The organism is Tsuneonella troitsensis, from assembly GCF_001441535.1.
Classification (GTDB): domain Bacteria; phylum Pseudomonadota; class Alphaproteobacteria; order Sphingomonadales; family Sphingomonadaceae; genus Tsuneonella; species Tsuneonella troitsensis.
Genome location: NZ_LMAU01000001.1, coordinates 14,317 through 29,054, shown reverse-complemented (window position 1 = coordinate 29,054; position 14,738 = coordinate 14,317). Strand labels below are relative to the sequence as shown.

Sequence of the window (14,738 nt, the reverse complement as noted above, 5' to 3'; positions counted from 1 at the left end):
ACAGGGTAAGTTTCAAGGAGCCACCCATGGCGACGCTCGCCGAACCGATCACTGCGCCGCACCGTCCTGCCGAAGTTTCCCCCGCGCACTGGTCCGAGGGGCGGCTTACCGATGCCGATCTGGCGCACATCCCGGGTGATGCCGGTCCGCCGGTCATCGGCAACCTGTTCCGGATGCTGAAGGACCCTCACGGGTTCCACTGGGGCATGTTCCGCAAGTACGGGCCGGTCTACAAGAACAAGACGATCGGCTACTGGCACGTGATGCTGATCGGGGCCGAAGCGAACGAGCTTCTCCTGTTCGATCGCGACAAGAACTTTTCTTCCGAACAGGGCTGGGGCCCGACGCTGCACCAGTTGTTCCCGCGCGGTCTCATGCTGCTCGACTTCGACAAGCACCGCGCGGATCGCCGCGCGCTGTCGATCGCCTTCAAGCCCGAGCCGATGCGGCATTATGCGGACGCGCTCGATCGCGGGATCGCGGCCGAGGTCGCGAAGTGGAACGGCACGATGCTGTTCTATCCGGCGATCAAGGAACTCACTCTCGAACTGGCTGCCGACAGTTTCATCGGCGTGCCTTGGGGGCCGGAATCGGCGAAGATCAACCAGGCCTTCGTGGACATGGTCCAGGCCTCGATTACCCCGGTCCGCAAGCCGCTGCCGTTCACCCAGATGCGCAAGGGCGTGAAGGGGCGAGAGTTTCTCGTCGACTATTTCACCCAGGAAACCCTCAAGCGGCGCGCGGGCGAGGGGCTGGGGCAGGACATGTTCAGCCAGTTCGCCACCGCCACGAGCGAGGACGGCAAGATGCTGCCGATCGACGAGGTCGTCGATCACATGAACTTTTTGATGATGGCCGCGCATGACACGATCACGTCTTCGGCCACGAGCCTCGTCTGGCTGCTCGCCAAGCACCCGGAGTGGCAGGAAAAGGTCCGGCAGGAAGTGTTCGCGGTCACCGGCGGTCCCGATGCGAAGGGCAATCCACGCGGCGCGACTTACGACGACCTGCCGAAGTTCGACCTGCTGGAGATGGCCTTCAAGGAATCGCTGCGCCTGATCGCGCCGGTCCCCTCGATCCCGCGCCGCGCGCTGCGCAGTTTCGAGTTCAAGGGCGTGCGGATCCCGGCGGGCGCGGCGTGCGGATTCAACGTCCACTTGACGCATCACATGGAGGACTACTGGGACAGCCCGGAAACCTTCGATCCGATGCGGTTCACGCCGGACAAGGTGAAGGCGCGGCACAAGTACGCCTGGGTGCCCTTCGGCGGCGGCGCGCACATGTGCCTGGGCCTGCACTTCGCCTACATGCAGGTGAAGATCCTCATGGCGCAGATGCTCCAGCGCTACCGGATCGAGGTCGAGGACGGCTACGTGCCCGAGTGGCAACCGTGGCCGATACCCAAGCCCAGGGACGGTCTCAGGATCACCCTGAAGCCGCTCTGACTTCCTAGAAATCCACCGCGATGCCGTTGCGGACCCAGTCGCCGTAGCGGGTGGGGCTCAGCTCCTCCTCCGCCCCGGTCGGTGCGGGAGGCTCGGCGGGAGCCGGCGGCGGGTCGTTCGACCAGTGGGCAGGCTTGACGAACTGAGCGGGACGCTGGGTGGCACGCTTGGTCATGTCCCATGAGATGGGCGCGCTGGCGCCGGAGTGCAATCGCCGATAGGGGCGTGCGCGATGGCTCAGGCAAAAGTTCAGGGATTGGCGGCGCGCGCCGCGGCGTTGCGGATGCTCGACGCGGTTCTGCGCCGGGGCGAGACGCTGGACCTGGCCGAGCGAAGCTTCGCCAAGGGCCTGACCCCGTCCGACCGCGGCCTTGCCCGGGCGATCGCCGGAGAGAGCCTGCGCTGGCTGGTCGATCTCGACGCGCTGATCGACAGCGCGACCAAGCAGGTCCTGCCCGACGATGCGAAACCGCGCACCGTGCTGCGGATGATGCTGGCCCAGGTGTACAGGCTGGACACTCCGCCGCACGCCGCGATCGCGACCGGGCTCGAGCTGCTGAGCGGTGGCCCGCGGCGCCTTGCGCACGGCGTCTTCTCCGCGCTGACGAAGCAGGACGCGGCGTTGCCCGAAGTGCCGACGCTTCCGGCCGCAGTCATCGCGCGCTGGGGTGAAAAGGCCGCGCGCATCGCCGCCGCGCTGGCCGAGCCTCCGCCGCTCGACCTCGCGCTGGCCGATTGGATCGCCACCGCGCGCTGGGCCGAAGAACTCGGCGGAGTGTCGCTTGCCCCGGGCCATGTTCGCCTGCCCCGCGGCACGGCGGTCGAGCGGCTGGCGGGCTTCGATGAAGGCGCATGGTGGGTGCAGGACCTTGCCGCGACCATTCCCGCCCGGCTGCTGGGAAAGGGGGAGGGGCGCCGCGTTCTCGACCTTTGCGCCGCGCCAGGTGGCAAGACGCTGCAGCTCGCAGCCGCGGGCTGGCAGGTGACGAGCTTCGACAAGAGTCTGAAACGCCTCGACCGGCTGGTCGAGAACCTCGAACGCACGGGCCTGTCCGCCGAAGTCGTGGCCGCCGATGCGCTGACGTGGGAACCGGCGCGCCCGTACGATGCGATCCTGCTGGATGCGCCGTGCACCGCCACGGGCACCTGCCGCCGCCATCCCGACGTGCTGCACCGCATCGGCGCGCGCCAGATCGAAGAAATGGCCGACCTGCAGGCCGCCTTGCTGGGCCGCGCGCAAGGCTGGCTCGCGCCCGGCGGGACGCTGGTCTACGCCACCTGCTCTCTCGAACCCGAAGAAGGCGAGGCGCAAGTCGCCGGCGTAGACCTCGAACCGTTGCCCATCGCCCCGGGTGAACTGCCCGCCGGCCTCCTCCCGACGACCGAGGGCTGGCTCCGGACCGAGCCGTCGATGCTGGCCGACGCCGGCGGCCTCGACGGGTTCTTCGTGGCCCGTTGGCGCCATCCGGACTGAACGCGATTCTCGCTGGCATGTCACGGATTTGCGGCTCTTTTTGAAACTCGCCCGAGAGATTTTCTATCGTTATCACAACGGGTTGAGGCGCTTCTCACCGCATTAGGCGTGACTTTCCATTTCTCCGCCGACCCGACGCAGCAACCTCGTCCGTCAACTGTTCTCCCGGCGCAATCCATACGGAGCACGCTGCCACACGGCGCGCGAGTAGGAAAATGCTCCGATGGCCACGCCCGCAGGGCGAAGGCGAACCGCTAGGCGGTCTCGCCCTTCACCTTGTCCTGGAAGCTCTTGCGAAGCTTCATCAGCTTGGGCGGGATCACCGCGAGGCAATAGGGGTTCCGCTGGCCTTCGCCTTCCCAGTATTCCTGGTGATAGTCCTCGGCTGGATACCATTCGGCCGGACCTTCGATCGCGGTCACGGCCTGCTGGCCCGAATGATCGGCGTTCCAGCGGGCGATCGCCGCCTCGGCCTCGGCGCGCTGCGCGTCGTCCGTCGGGAAGATCGCCGAGCGGTACTGGGTGCCGACGTCGTTGCCCTGGCGGTTGAGCTGGGTCGGATCGTGGGTGCCCAGGAACACGTCGAAGATCTCGGGCAGGGTGATGATCGCGGAATCGAAGGTGACGCGGATCGCCTCGGCATGGCCGGTGCTGCCCGAGCAGACTTCCTTGTAGGTGGGGTTCGCCGTGTGCCCGCCGATATATCCGCTCTCGACCTGGCTTACGCCTACAATGTCGCGGAATACCGCCTCGGTGCACCAGAAGCACCCGCCGGCAACGATCGCCTGTTCGCTCATCTTCGAAAATCTCCTTCGGCCATCCAGATAGGAATGGCGGCGGCGCTTGTCATCGCTCGCCATGCCGATAAAGCTGCTCGCAACGAAACCCGGGAGACTTCCATGCGCCTGCTCGCCTTTTGCACGATCCCCTTGCTCGCACTTGCCGTACCTGCTGCCGCCGACCATCACGCAAAGCCGGTGACCAATTCGGCCGCGATCACGGTCGACCCCGTACTTGCCGCAGCGGTCGCCGATCCGAAACGCGATGCCGACCGCGCGCGCGACCAGTGGCGCAAGCCCGGCGAGACGCTGACGTTCTTCCAGGTCGCGCCCGACATGAAGGTGGGCGAATATGCACCCGGCGGCGAATGGTACTCACGCCTCCTTGGCCTTTACCTCGGGCCGAAGGGCAAGCTCGTCGGGCTCTATTTCAATCCCACATCGGGCCCGTTCAACGCCCAGTCGCAGCAGGGCATCCGCGACGGCGCGGCAAAGTATCCGGCGGATATCGCCGGCTGGTCCGGCATTCCGGCAGACCGCTTTGCCGGCATGACGCTCGAGAACCTGCCCGAAGCCGAGAAGGGCACGTTCGACCGCATCCTCGTGATGCGGATGATGCACAACCTGATGCGCTGGAACATCGCCGATAGCGAGATCAAGGCGATGCGCGAACTGCTCAAGCCCGGCGGCATGATCGGCATCGAACAGCACCGTGCGAAGCCCGATGCGCCGTACAGCTACGCCGACGGAAGCAAGGGCTATCTGCGCGAGGCGGACGTGATCAAGTTCATGGAAGTGAACGGCTTCGAATTCGTCGGCAGCGCGGACACCAATGCCAACCCGAACGACCCGGCCAACCACGCCGAGGGCGTGTGGGAGATGAAGCCGTCGTGGCGGACGAAGCGCCCAGAACTCGAAAACCTGGGCGAGACCGACCGGATGACCCTGTTGTTCCGCAAGCGCGCTTGACGGCAGATGCATGTTACAAGGTAACATTCACAGCGGGTTCACATTGCGGCGAAAATAAGGCGACCGGGTGGCAATTGGGCCGCCCGGGAGAGCCGCCATGCCGATCCGTACCCTGTTAGCCGCTACGGCGCTTCCGCTTGCCCTTGCGGCTTGCGGCGAAACGCCCCCCCGATCCGCGCGGTATCGACCGAAATGAAACCCTGCTTTCGGTCAGCGCGTCGGGCCATGCCGAAAGTCGGCCCGACAAGGCCGAATTCCAGGCCGGGATCGAGACGTTCGCCGCGTCCGCCACCGCCGCAAGCGCCGCGAATGCAACAAAGATCGCCGAGATCGTGACCGCGCTGGAAAAGGTCGGGGTTGACGAAAAGGACATCCAGACCCGTGCCGTCAGCGTGAGCCGCGTCGAATACGGAGCGCGCCGCGGGCAATACCAGGCGTCGAACGTGGTCAACGTCACCATGCGTCGGGCCGACCGGGTAAGCGAAGCGGTTACCGCCGTGACCGAGGCCGGGGCGAACGTCTTGTCCGGGCCGAACCTGTCGATGACCGATCCCGAGGCCGTCGCGAATGTCGCCTATGCCAACGCGTACAAGGCGGCGCGCAATCGTGCCGAAGCCTATGCCGAAGCCGCCGACATGGAGATCGCGCGGGTGATCTACATCCGTGACGCAGGCGGACAGCAGGGGCAGACCTACCTGCGCGGCGCCGATGCGATGGCGATCCAGACCGAGCAGTCGTCGTCTCCACGGATGGCAGTGCCGGTGGCGCAGCCCCCTCCGCCGGCGGTGATGCCGCCGCGCGTGATGCTCGGCACCACGGCCTCCGACGTGTTCATTCAGGTGGACTTCGCGCTGCGAGCGAAATAGTCCGCGCCGCATGGCTATCGTCACCGTCGCCGCGCTTCAGCTCGACTTGTCCTCGCAGGACGAGCAGGCGAACATCGCCGCCGTTTCGGCCCTCGTCGAAGAGGCCGCCGGGAAGGGCGCCCGCATCGTGTTGCCGCCCGAATTGTTCTCCGGTCCCTACTTCTGCAAGGTCGAGGACGAGGAGCTGTTCGCGCTCGCCCGGCCGACCGCCGAGCATCCCTCGGTCGCGGCGATGCAGGCGCTCGCCGCAAGGTTGAAGGTCGCGATCCCGACGAGCTTTTTCGAGCGCGACGGGCACCACTATTACAACACGCTGGCGATGATCGACGAGCGGGGCGAGATCCTCGGCACCTATCGCAAGAGCCACATTCCCGATGGGCCGGGCTACGAGGAGAAGTACTATTTCCGCCCCGGCAACGACGGGTTCAAGGTGTGGGACGTCGCCGGCACCCGCATCGGCGTCGGCATCTGCTGGGACCAGTGGTATCCCGAAACAGCGCGCGTCATGGCGCTGATGGGCGCAGAGCTGCTGTTCTATCCCACCGCCATCGGCTCCGAACCCTACGACGCGGAGCTCGACACCAGCCGGATGTGGCGCCGGGCGATGCTGGGCCATGCCGTATCGAACTGCATGCCGGTGATCGCCGCCAACCGGATCGGCACCGAAAAGGAGTGCGGAGGCGACGGCCAGCGCTTCTACGGCCACAGCTTCATCGCGGACGAGTGGGGCGATTACCTGGCCGAATTCGGCGCAGGCGAAACCGGCGTTCTGGTCGCCGCGATCGATCTCGATCGTGCGGCAAAGCACCGCGCCGGCATGGGCTTCTTTCGCGATCGCCGTCCGCAACTCTACGGCCGGATCTGCGAGGATATCTGACCCACAGGTACCTGATCGCGCTGGGTTCCAACGTCCGCCACCCGCGGTTCGGCCCGCCGCGAGAAGTCCTGGCGGCTGCGATCGAGGCGCTGCAGGACGCGGGGCTGGACGTGGAAGCGGTCTCGCGCGTGATCGAAACCCCGCCGCTCGGGCCATCGCGCCGCCGCTACGCCAACGCCGCCGCCGTGCTGGAATCCTCGCTCGATCCACCGGAGTTGCTGGATCTGTTGCAGGACATAGAGAGCGCCTTCGGCCGTATCCGCCGCGGCGCACGGTGGGGGGCGCGGGTGCTGGACCTCGATATCGTGCTGTGGAGCGGCGGCGCGTGGGCCGAACCGCGGCTAATCGTCCCGCATCCGCAATTCCGCGCCCGCACCTTCGTGCTCGCCCCCGCAACGCAAATCGCATCGGACTGGCGCGACCCGATCACCGGCCTGACTCTCGCCCAACTCCAAGCACGCTTGACCCGCGCGGATCCGCTGGCCTAGGGCGCCCACGCGCCAAGCCACGCGTTTGGGCCCTTAGCTCAGTCGGTAGAGCAACTGACTTTTAATCAGTAGGTCGCTGGTTCGAACCCAGCAGGGCTCACCACGCAGTCCAGAGTTTTCCGCGATTGCCGGCAATTCTCTGACTGTGCCAAATTTCGCCCGCATTTCCGCGACTTTGGAGCGGCCGATTCAGCGGCCGCTCTACGAAGCGGTCTCGCTTGGCGAAACCAACCGAGATTCCGGTCCAAGCGTCTCTCGGGCTGAAAACCTGTCCTACGAATGGATTGGGTCAGTTAGGCTCGAGCTGCAGGGCCCGGCGCTGCGCCGCCCAGTCGAGCGGGAGCGACGCCATGCGCACCATGTTGCGCGCTGCCAGGTTTGGCCCCTGTTTGCCATCGAGGATGCCCCTGATGATATCAGGGGCAAGATAGCTGAGCCGTGCCGTGCGCTCGAGATGCCGCCGCTGCCGATTCGGCATGGACGCAACCTCGCCGTCATCCATGGAGATCAGTTGCTCCCGCGCTTCGAACGCCCGGGTGATGAGATCGACCAGTGCTGACTGCTGACGTGATGGATCACCTGCAGGCGGTTCAAGCTTCAACCTGAGCTCGTGACCGCAGCGAACAAGGGAGCCGGGAACACTGATTGTTGCCCGGAGCTTGGCGGGCATCTCGTCAGAGTGAGATGGGAATAGGCTGTTCAGCTCAATCGCGGCCTCGATGGACTTCGAGGATACGCAGACTTCCAGGTTGAGTTTTGCAAGCATCCGCTTGCGATCGATACCGCTGGACGCTTTAAGCTCGCGGGCAAATCTGACGACCGCGGATGCAGCGCTGGTCCGGACGTCATCAGGCAGCCGGTCGAATTGCTCCCGAAGCGACCAAGGGTTCTCCAGCTTCTGGACAATGGCCTTGGTCACCGCATGCTCGAGTTCAATCGCGGGCATCCGCACTGCAGGCTCGTTGCTGCCATCGCGAGGAATCGAAGCATAGTAGCGATACCGCCGGCTATGATTGCGCGTGTGGGTCGGGACCATCGGACGCCCATGCTGGTCACGGATGCGCCCCGCCAGTACGCTGATGGCTTCGGAGTCCTGATCGCTCCAGCGGTCATGTTCGCGCCTTTCGAGTTTCGCCTGCACGGCATCGAACAACTCGCGGTCGACGATGGCCTTATGCTGCCCCTCGTACGCCTGTCCCTTGTGCGTGGTGAGCCCGAGGTACACGCGATTGGAGAGCAGATGCGCGAGCGCACCGCGTCGGAATGGTATCCCTCCGGCAATGGAGCCGTCCCGCATCTTCCTCCGCTTGCTGAAGATACCGTTGCGTTCGAGTTCCTCGACGAGCGAGGGGACGCCATCGGCTGCAAGATAGCGCCGCATGATATCGCGAACGGTCTCGGCCTCTTCCGGTACGACTACGAGCTTGCGATCGATGGCTTCATAGCCGAGCGGCAGCGGCCCACCCATCCACATGCCGCGCTTCTTGGAGGCCGCAATCTTGTCCCGGATGCGTTCGGCCGCGACTTCACGCTCGAACTGGGCAAAGGAGAGCAGGACGTTGAGTGTGAGGCGACCCATCGAACTGGTGGTGTTGAACGACTGGGTCACGCTGACGAACGAGCAATCTCCAGCGTCGAGGATGTCGACGATCCTGGCAAAGTCGGAAAGGCTCCGGGTCAGGCGGTCGATCTTGTACACGACGATAACGTCGATCTGTCCGGCCTTCACCGCGGCAAGAAGCCGCCGCAAGGCAGGGCGCTCCATGTCACCACCCGAGAACCCGCCATCATCGTAATGCTCGGCGATCGGCGACCAGCCCTCGTGCTGCTGGCTCAGGATGTAGGCTTCGCACGCTTCACGCTGGGCATCGAGGCTGTTGAAGTCCTTCTCGAGTCCCTCGTCTGTCGACTTGCGGGTGTAGACCGCGCAGCGCAGCATCCTCGTGTCACTGCGCATTGGCGGTGACCCCGAGCGGGCCGAGCCGTGGAGAGTGCAGCCCGAAGAAGCGCGGGCCCGACCAGTGCGCGCCGGTAATCTCGCGGGCGACGGCGCTGAGCGAGGAATATCTTGCGCCGCGGTAATCGACGCCGTGTTCGAGCACCACGACCTGATGGACTTCGCCGTGCCACGTCCGCGACAGCCAGGTTCCGGGGCGAAGTTGCTGCTGCCCGGCATCAGTCGGCGAGCCATCGGGACGGGCTGCGAGCGACCGGATGCGTCTGCGGTCTGCACCCGGCAATCCGCCGAATGCCTTCTCCTGTAGATGGTAAGTTAGGGCACGGGTGAGCAGTCCCTTGCCGAATGCTGGTGGAGCAGGCGACTTCATCAACTGTTCCCACTCCGCCTTGAGTTCCTTGCCGGACATGGCCTCGATAGCTTGCATCCGAGCTGCGAGGTTCACGATCCTGCTACCTCGCCAACCTCCACCTCCACCTTTTTGTCGGGCAGGTCCGCGCTGTACCTACGGACGCCGTCCACCTTCTCGCTGCTGATCGTCATGCCCTTCTTCTTGAGGCCGGTCAGCGCGGCGCGTGTCGTGTGGGGCAGCCAGCCGGTGGCTGCGACCATCGCCTCGAGTGTTGCGCCCTCTCTGCGCATCAGCAGCTCGATAACGATGGCGGACTTCGTCGCAGGCTTCGCAGCATCTCCATCCGGAAGAGGAGCGTCAGCAGCTTGGCCAGGCAGCCCGCCTGGAGACTGGGCAACTTCGACCTTTTCCTGCGGTGCGCGCGCCATGCGACGTGGGTTCTTGGTCGAGGGCTTGGTTGTGGTGATGCTGGTCATGGGTGACGCTCCTGATGCGGGCAGCGACCTTCGCTGCTCCCACCACCCACAGCCCCGACCGAGCGTGTCGTCGGGGGGCTCAGCCAACCGGGTCGGCTGCGATTCAGTAAAGACACCAATGCTTCGTCTGCCAACGAAGTCGAATGGAATGTCCTAACCGCTGCGAATATTTCGCGGTGATTGACGCAAGGCAGCGTGATGCTAGTTCGGATCGCAGATCTTAATAAGGAGAACGATGGTGGCCGAAGAGAACGATCTGTCCAGCCCGCTTGAGCTCGCGACTGATCTGGCGATCGCGTGGTTGTCCAACCCGAATACGAATGCTTCGGCTGACGAAGTCCCCGCCTTTCTCCAGAAGGTCTACGGCGCGCTCACCAGTCTTGGTTCGGGAACTGAATCCGACGGGGCACCCGATGAACCTGAGTATAAGCCGGCCGTCTCGGTCCGGAAATCGCTCGCCTCGAAAGACCACATCATCTCGATGATAGACGGCAAGCCGTACAAGACGCTGCGTCGGCATCTATCGACGCATGGCATGACACCGGAGCAATACCGCGAGCGCTACGGCCTCAAGGTAGACTACCCGATGGTGTCCGAGAGCTACTCACAGGTCCGTCGCGACATGGCGAAGAAGATCGGGCTTGGCCGAAAGCCGGGCGAGAGGCCCGGCGCGCGAAAGGGCGCTGCTTCGGCTCCCCGCGGTGCCAGGAAGCCCAAGGCGGGGTGACCTAGTCGGTCCGTTGCCTCGACGGTTCAACGCCTCGGCGGCGTTCATCAGGGAAGAGATGTCGGCTGCGGCCCTTTGAATCCGCAAGAGGCGCGCGGCCCTCTCATCCAGGTCGGCTGGAAGCGCGTGGGCCAAGTGAACGCTTGCGTTCTCCATAATGCTCCCTGCCTGGAGGCAGAGATGCTGAACGAAGAGCAGGCTGGCTTCAGAGGGCATGAGCTGACCATGCTCGGAAGGCTGGGGAAGTCGATAACCAGCTTTCAGGGGTGTCTGCTTTGCGCCCTAAATTAGGTCATAGAACGATCCGGAAGCGGGTCCCGAAAGCAGACGCGCCAAATACGGTCCATCGTCAGATGCCAAAGGATGCGAGAATTGGGCACGGTCCTTTCGCGCCCTTTGCACATTGCTTGGCGAGTTTCTGCAACGCCTCCCGAGCCCGGCTCAGTTCAGACATTTTTGTATCCAAGGCCTCGATGCGAAGCCGGGCCAGTTCTCGAGCTCGCGCGCGATCGTGACCGGCGTCCAACTCGATCAACTCTTTGATCTCTTCCAAAGTGAATCCCGCCGCCTGCGCTTGCCGTATGAACCGCAGCCTCCGCAGGTCCTCTGATCCGTAACGCCGTATACCGCTCTCGCGCGTTGGGGTCTCAAGCAGCCCTTTGCGCTGATAAAAACGGATCGTCTCGACCCCCACACCTCCGCCGGCGGCGAGTTTCGAGATGGTGAGCGAATTTGGCGCTTGACTCTGTACCATAGTACAGAACCTATATGAGTGCCGACCCGATCACAAGGAGTGATGTAATGTCGGATAAGAGTGGTCATCCTACAAAGGCGGCGGTTCTCTATCGAATGGTTCAGGCCGATCATGTCTGTCCCTACGGACTCAAGGCTCTCGATTTGCTGAAGCGAAAGGGCTTCTCCGTCGAGGATCACCACCTCGCCACACGTGAAGAGACCGACGCGTTCAAGGCCAAGCATGGCGTCGCTACGACACCGCAGATATTCATCGGCGGTGAGCGTATCGGGGGGCACGACGACCTCGTTCGCTACCTGGGCGGCCAAGTAAAGGACAAGGATGCCGTTACCTATACGCCGGTGATCGCGCTTTTCGCGATGGCGGCGGCGATGGCACTGGCTGGAAGCTGGGCCTCGCTCGGCGAACTATTCACAATTCGCGCCGCCGAATGGTTCATCGCAATCTCGATGTGTTTGCTGGCACTACAAAAGCTCAAGGACATCGATTCCTTTGCGACCATGTTCCTGAACTACGATCTGCTCGCTGCAAGATGGGTTCCTTACGGGCGCATCTACCCCTTCGCGGAAGGGGCGGCCGGCGTTTTGATGCTCGCGGGCGCTCTGATGTGGCTCTCGATCCCCATTGCGCTCTTCATCGGCGCGATCGGCGCAGTCTCGGTGTTCAAGGCGGTCTATATCGATAAGCGCGAACTCAAATGCGCCTGCGTCGGTGGCGACAGCCGCGTGCCGCTGGGCTTTGTGTCCCTAACCGAGAACGTAATGATGGTGGCCATGGCTGTGTGGATGCTTGCCAAGCCCGCGTTGCTAGTCACGCATTGACCGCACGAAATTTGACCCTTCTTTTGCCTACGCCTAGGACACCCCCTGATGCTTCGCCGACTCCATCTCCTCCTGGCTGCGCTTGCCATGCTGGTCGCCCCGCTGGCGATGCAGTCGGGCATGGCCATGGCGGCGATGCCGATGGATCATGGCGAGATGGCGCAAACCGGGCATTGCGGCGACGAGGATGCCGGTGACGAAGACAGGTCCGGCGCGATGACGCAGTGCTGTATCGCGATGTGTTCTGCAGTGACGCCGCTCGGTGCCGCCCCGGTCGAGCGACTAGCCTTTCACGCACCGATCCTTGCGGGCTTTCGTTCGTCCGAACATCGCGCTTTCCTGGCAAAGCTGCCCACTCCACCTCCCAGACTTGCGTGAAATCGCTCTTTTTTAGATTTCACGGAGTTTAGGATCATGAACAAGTTGATGACCGCGGTCGCACTGGCGATCGCTCTTCCCGGCGTCGCGCACGCCCAGGCTGCTCCCGCTGAAAAGCCAAAGATGGAATGCTGCGAGAAGATGAAGGAGAAGTGCGCGTGCTGCGACAAGATGTCGGGCAAGCCCGCCGGCGGCACTTCGGCACCTTCGGCTGACCCGCACGCAGGCCATAATATGAAGTCCGCGGCTCCGGCCGACGGGCACGCGCACCACTAAGCGGCACTGGACTTCCGGCGGGGCATTGCTCCGTCGGAAGACGGTCGTCGCTGTCAGTGAGCCCAAGGAATCCATCGATGAATGAACTCGTCCTCGGTCGGCGTGCGCTGCTACGCGCCGCCGCCGTCTCCGGCGCAGGCTTCGGCCTGGCGCAGGCCCTGCCCGCCTGGGCCCAACCTCTCTCGATAGGTCTGGTCCGGCCCCTGGCTACCGTCAGTGGCAACGACATCTCGCTCGCCATCGGCCAGGTCAGCGTCGAGGTCGACGGCAAGGTCAGCCGTGCGATCGGCATCAACGGCACCGTGCCGGGACCGCTGATCCGCCTGAAGGAAGGCCAGCGCGTCCGCCTGCGCGTGCAGAACACGCTCGACGAAGACAGCTCGATCCACTGGCACGGCCTCCTGGTGCCGTTCGAGATGGACGGTGTGCCAGGCGTCAGCTTTCCCGGCATCATGCCGCGCTCGACCTTCGACTACGAGTTCGACCTCAGCCACGCGGGGACCTACTGGTACCACAGCCACAGCGCCTATCAGGAAGAGGACGGCGTCTACGGTCCGATCGTGATCGATCCTGCCGGGCCCGATCCGGTGGCCTATGACCGCGAACATGTGCTGGTTCTGTCGGACCACAGTCCGCTTGCAGGCGCGACGATCTACCGCAAGCTCAAGCAGATGGGCGGGCCCTATTTCAACCGCCAGCGGATGACGCTGTCGGGTCTGATGGCCGGCAAGGACCTTACCGCGCAGGAGCGGTGGGAATGGGCGCAAATGCGGATGGACGCGGCGGACATCGCGGACGTCACCGGCTCGACCTACGCGTTCACCATCAACGGGTTCGGACCTTACGACAACTGGACCGGCCTGTTCACGCCAGGTGAGCGGGTAAGGCTCCGCGTCATCAACGCCTCGGCGCAGACGACCTTCAACATCCGCATACCCGGCCTCCCAATAACGGTCGTGCAGGCCGACGGCCTCAATGTGCGGCCCGTGACCGTGGAAGAGTTCCAGATCGGCACCGCGGAGACCTACGACGTCGTCATTACTCCCGAAGATCGGGCCTACAGCTTCGTCAGCGAGGCGAGCGACCGGTCAGGCCTGGGCCGGGCCACGCTTGCCCCGCGCGAGGGTATGAGTGCGCCGGTTCCGCCGCTGCGCCCGCGCCCGCTGCTCACCATGAAGGACATGGGCATGGGCGACATGGATCATTCCGGCATGGGACATGGCGGAATGGATCATGGCGCGATAGGCATTGGATCAACTGCCCCTGCGAAGACGCGCGGCGTCGATCCGACTGCCCGACAGAACGCCTCCGGCGAGTTGTGGAAGCTGACCGGCTGGAAAGAGACAGGCGCCGCGGCGGCAACGGCAACGGCAGCGGGCATGGCGGGCATGGATCACGCGGCGATGGGGCACGGCCCGAGCGCCGACCCGGCCACAGCCGTCACTCCCGTCGATCACGCCGCGAGGGGCCGTTCGATGCCCGCGCCAGCGTCAGCAGGCCATGCTGCCGCTCCGATGGACCACGGCTCGATGGGCATGCGCGACTTCGCCAACGCGCCGCAGGTCGACAGGAACCCGGGCGTGCAGACGATCTCGCCGATGCCGGTCGACCGGATGGGCGATCCGGGAACGGGCCTGGAAGACGTCGGCCATCGGGTACTGACCTACCGCGATCTCATTGCGCTCGATCGCAATCCCGACGTGCGCGCGCCGTCGCGTAAGCTCGACATCCACCTCACCGGCAACATGGAACGCTACATGTGGTCGTTCGACGGGGTGAAAATGAGCGAGCCGGCCGAGCCGATCCCGTTCCGCCATAACGAGCGCGTGCGGGTGCGGCTGGTCAACGACACGATGATGCAGCACCCCATCCACCTGCACGGCCACTTCTTCGAGCTGGTGACCGGGCACGGCGCCCTTAGCCCTCGCAAGCACACGGTGAACGTTCAGCCCGGCGGGACGGCGACCTTCGACGTCACCCTCGACGCACAGGGCGACTGGGCGTTCCACTGTCACAATCTCTATCACATGACTGCCGGGATGATGCGTGTCGTCACCGTGCGTCCCGACAATGGAGACGCGTAAGATGATCTCGCTTCA

General features: G+C 64.4%; 17 protein-coding genes and 1 tRNA gene. 12 read left to right on the top strand and 6 right to left on the bottom strand.

Annotated elements, in window-relative coordinates; genetic code table 11:
* The first annotated feature begins 26 nt into the window (after positions 1 to 26).
* Positions 27 to 1,445, top strand: coding sequence for a cytochrome P450 (locus AR323_RS00165; RefSeq protein WP_057881938.1), 1,419 nt, complete (start codon positions 27 to 29; stop codon positions 1,443 to 1,445).
* A gap of 4 nt (positions 1,446 to 1,449) precedes the next feature.
* On the opposite strand, the gene AR323_RS14265 is transcribed toward AR323_RS00165, so the two are convergent.
* Positions 1,450 to 1,620, bottom strand: coding sequence for a DUF1674 domain-containing protein (locus AR323_RS14265; RefSeq protein ID WP_083495168.1), 171 nt, complete (start codon positions 1,618 to 1,620; stop codon positions 1,450 to 1,452).
* 57 nt (positions 1,621 to 1,677) lie between these two features.
* Here AR323_RS14265 and AR323_RS00160 point away from each other — a divergent pair, with 57 nt between their 5' ends.
* Complete coding sequence (locus AR323_RS00160; protein ID WP_057881937.1) at positions 1,678 to 2,919, top strand: RsmB/NOP family class I SAM-dependent RNA methyltransferase; 1,242 nt, start codon at positions 1,678 to 1,680, stop codon at positions 2,917 to 2,919.
* Positions 2,920 to 3,173: 254 nt separating this feature from the next.
* Here the strand turns inward: AR323_RS00160 and msrA are convergent, their stop codons facing one another.
* The gene (gene msrA, locus AR323_RS00155; protein ID WP_057881936.1) at positions 3,174 to 3,716 is read right to left on the bottom strand and encodes a peptide-methionine (S)-S-oxide reductase MsrA; all 543 of its coding nucleotides are present in this window, start codon (positions 3,714 to 3,716) and stop codon (positions 3,174 to 3,176) included.
* Positions 3,717 to 3,818: 102 nt separating this feature from the next.
* Here msrA and AR323_RS00150 point away from each other — a divergent pair, with 102 nt between their 5' ends.
* The 5 genes from AR323_RS00150 to AR323_RS00130 all read left to right on the top strand — a co-directional run bounded on the left by AR323_RS00150 (position 3,819) and on the right by AR323_RS00130 (position 7,001).
* Positions 3,819 to 4,667, top strand: a complete 849-nt coding sequence (locus AR323_RS00150; RefSeq protein ID WP_057882535.1) for a class I SAM-dependent methyltransferase — start codon at positions 3,819 to 3,821, stop codon at positions 4,665 to 4,667.
* A gap of 137 nt (positions 4,668 to 4,804) precedes the next feature.
* Positions 4,805 to 5,533, top strand: a complete 729-nt coding sequence (locus tag AR323_RS00145) for an SIMPL domain-containing protein (protein ID WP_083495167.1) — start codon at positions 4,805 to 4,807, stop codon at positions 5,531 to 5,533.
* A 10-nt stretch (positions 5,534 to 5,543) separates the two neighbouring features.
* The gene (gene aguB, locus AR323_RS00140; protein WP_057881935.1) at positions 5,544 to 6,410 is read left to right on the top strand and encodes an N-carbamoylputrescine amidase; all 867 of its coding nucleotides are present in this window, start codon (positions 5,544 to 5,546) and stop codon (positions 6,408 to 6,410) included.
* Positions 6,395 to 6,898 (top strand): 2-amino-4-hydroxy-6-hydroxymethyldihydropteridine diphosphokinase, encoded by a 504-nt coding sequence (gene folK, locus AR323_RS00135; RefSeq protein WP_083495215.1) that lies wholly within the window; start codon positions 6,395 to 6,397, stop codon positions 6,896 to 6,898. The genes aguB and folK overlap by 16 nt, the downstream gene beginning before the upstream one ends.
* A 27-nt stretch (positions 6,899 to 6,925) precedes the next feature.
* Positions 6,926 to 7,001 (top strand) — tRNA-Lys (locus AR323_RS00130).
* A gap of 186 nt (positions 7,002 to 7,187) precedes the next feature.
* On the opposite strand, the gene AR323_RS00125 is transcribed toward AR323_RS00130, so the two are convergent.
* The 3 genes from AR323_RS00125 to AR323_RS00115 are packed head-to-tail and all read right to left on the bottom strand — an operon-like array spanning position 7,188 to position 9,683.
* Positions 7,188 to 8,837, bottom strand: a complete 1,650-nt coding sequence (locus tag AR323_RS00125) for a recombinase family protein (RefSeq protein WP_057881934.1) — start codon at positions 8,835 to 8,837, stop codon at positions 7,188 to 7,190.
* Positions 8,838 to 8,844: 7 nt separating this feature from the next.
* Positions 8,845 to 9,300, bottom strand: coding sequence for a DUF2924 domain-containing protein (locus AR323_RS00120; RefSeq protein ID WP_152980274.1), 456 nt, complete (start codon positions 9,298 to 9,300; stop codon positions 8,845 to 8,847).
* Positions 9,297 to 9,683, bottom strand: a complete 387-nt coding sequence (locus tag AR323_RS00115) for a DUF3489 domain-containing protein (RefSeq protein ID WP_057881932.1) — start codon at positions 9,681 to 9,683, stop codon at positions 9,297 to 9,299. The genes AR323_RS00120 and AR323_RS00115 overlap by 4 nt, the downstream gene beginning before the upstream one ends.
* Positions 9,684 to 9,918: 235 nt before the next feature.
* Here AR323_RS00115 and AR323_RS00110 point away from each other — a divergent pair, with 235 nt between their 5' ends.
* Positions 9,919 to 10,410, top strand: coding sequence for a MucR family transcriptional regulator (locus AR323_RS00110; RefSeq protein WP_057881931.1), 492 nt, complete (start codon positions 9,919 to 9,921; stop codon positions 10,408 to 10,410).
* 349 nt (positions 10,411 to 10,759) lie between these two features.
* Here AR323_RS00110 and AR323_RS00105 read toward each other — a convergent pair whose 3' ends face one another.
* Positions 10,760 to 11,164, bottom strand: coding sequence for a MerR family transcriptional regulator (locus AR323_RS00105; protein ID WP_057881930.1), 405 nt, complete (start codon positions 11,162 to 11,164; stop codon positions 10,760 to 10,762).
* A gap of 14 nt (positions 11,165 to 11,178) precedes the next feature.
* Here AR323_RS00105 and AR323_RS00100 point away from each other — a divergent pair, with 14 nt between their 5' ends.
* The 4 genes from AR323_RS00100 (at position 11,179) to AR323_RS00085 (ending at position 14,723) form a co-directional block, all read left to right on the top strand.
* Positions 11,179 to 11,985: a glutaredoxin gene (locus tag AR323_RS00100; protein WP_235510399.1), complete on the top strand. Its 807-nt coding sequence runs from the start codon at positions 11,179 to 11,181 to the stop codon at positions 11,983 to 11,985.
* 48 nt (positions 11,986 to 12,033) lie between these two features.
* Positions 12,034 to 12,363, top strand: a complete 330-nt coding sequence (locus tag AR323_RS00095) for a hypothetical protein (protein ID WP_057881928.1) — start codon at positions 12,034 to 12,036, stop codon at positions 12,361 to 12,363.
* A gap of 36 nt (positions 12,364 to 12,399) precedes the next feature.
* Entirely contained in the window at positions 12,400 to 12,639 is a 240-nt protein-coding gene (locus AR323_RS00090) for a hypothetical protein (protein ID WP_057881927.1), read from the top strand.
* 77 nt (positions 12,640 to 12,716) lie between these two features.
* Positions 12,717 to 14,723, top strand: coding sequence for a copper resistance system multicopper oxidase (locus AR323_RS00085; RefSeq protein ID WP_057881926.1), 2,007 nt, complete (start codon positions 12,717 to 12,719; stop codon positions 14,721 to 14,723).
* The last annotated feature ends 15 nt before the right edge of the window (positions 14,724 to 14,738 follow it).